The sequence below is a fragment of the Pseudomonadota bacterium genome (genome assembly GCA_034660915.1).
GTDB lineage: Bacteria > Desulfobacterota > Anaeroferrophillalia > Anaeroferrophillales > Anaeroferrophillaceae > DQWO01.
Genome location: JAYEKE010000040.1, coordinates 17435 through 18735 on the forward strand (window position 1 = coordinate 17435; position 1301 = coordinate 18735).

Below are 1301 nucleotides of genomic sequence, written 5' to 3' on the forward strand. Positions count from 1 at the left end.
CCCCGGCGGAAAAGCCATTAATGAAGTTGCGCAAGTTGGCGGCGATATTGTCCGGGTCGGCAATGAGCTTGGCAAAATCGTATTGGCTGCGGTTGTGGAAGTTAAACCCGGCTACCTTGTTCAGGGTGACATCCTTGGCGCTGTCGGAAAGTTTTTCAATCTTGGGCAGGCAGTCCAGCACCTTTTGCTTGGTGGAGACCAGCACACAGTCCAGCCACCGAAAAACAGTCATGGGCAAAATGACCTTGCCGTAATCTGACTGTTTGTAGTCGCCACACAGAAGGTCGTCCACCTTCCAGATGAGATTGGCTTTATCTTTGAAGTCTACCATCATTTGTTCTTCGGTCGGCACCAGACGCAGCCTCCCCGGCCGCCAGAGCACGGAATATATCGGCAATCCAGGCGGGCGCGTAGCGAATATCTTTCATAAGTTGAAGCCTGGCCAGAACATCAAGACGCCGGTCAAGTTGAGCAATGACCTGATCATCTACATTTTTTTGACCCATATGCCGTATCGCTTGAATCACCAAGCCGCTGACCCGACCAGCTGTTGCCATATTACGAGGTGTCGTTCGCTTCAAAATAATCTGCCGGTTACCAACTTGCACTGTACGAGACAGGCTATCAGTAAGATAAGTCACTTTCATTGGCACTTGAGTTGAGAGCCCCAACAAATTTGCAGCATAGGCCCCGGTCGGCTGCAACCGGGCAGCATCCCGCCCGGCCAATGCTTTGGCAATATCGTCTGAGGAAGGCAACAAAGAACCCAACTGCGGGTCACTTTTAGGGTAGTCATAGAGCCCCCGGGCTAATTGACGTATCTGCCCCGATTGCTTGTAGCGCTTAAGGGCTGAGGCAATCGCATCACGGCTGCCAAGATCTTTAAAATCATTCGGAGTAAATACCCAACCCCTACCATGGCCATATACCCTGCTAAGTACCTTATTATCTATGCTTTTAGTATGTTTTCTCATGATGTATTTGACACAAATATATGCTGTTTTTTGTGTCAATAATTAACCTACTTATAACTAACTGTCAACCTCTATTCAGCACCCTTTCCCCCTATTTCATTTCCTGAACCACATTGTCACGGGTACGGGCCTTGATCGCATCCCGCAGCAGTTTTTCCAGCAGTTCAACCGCCAGGTTCCTGCTCGGCATCCGCCGCACAGCCTCAATAAACTCTCGGCTACAAAGTGGACTACAAAATCAGAAAACTAACTATATCAAGCAATAAAACAGGCACTTGAAATCGATCGTTAAAATCGTCCCAAGTACCTGTTTTCATTAAATGGTGC

3 protein-coding genes are annotated in these 1301 nt (G+C 48.6%); all 3 read right to left on the reverse strand.

Features of this window, described 5'->3' with window-relative positions:
- Window positions 1–331: type I restriction-modification system subunit M N-terminal domain-containing protein (locus U9P07_02345; protein ID MEA2108247.1), on the reverse strand; the 331-nt coding region annotated here is incomplete at its 3' end.
- Window positions 312–1013 (reverse strand): DUF6088 family protein, encoded by a 702-nt coding sequence (locus U9P07_02350; protein MEA2108248.1) that lies wholly within the window; start codon window positions 1011–1013, stop codon window positions 312–314. The genes U9P07_02350 and U9P07_02345, both read right to left, overlap by 20 nt.
- A gap of 52 nt (window positions 1014–1065) precedes the next feature.
- Window positions 1066–1182: a DUF3387 domain-containing protein gene (locus U9P07_02355; protein ID MEA2108249.1), complete on the reverse strand. Its 117-nt coding sequence runs from the start codon at window positions 1180–1182 to the stop codon at window positions 1066–1068.
- Window positions 1183–1301: the final 119 nt, after the last annotated feature.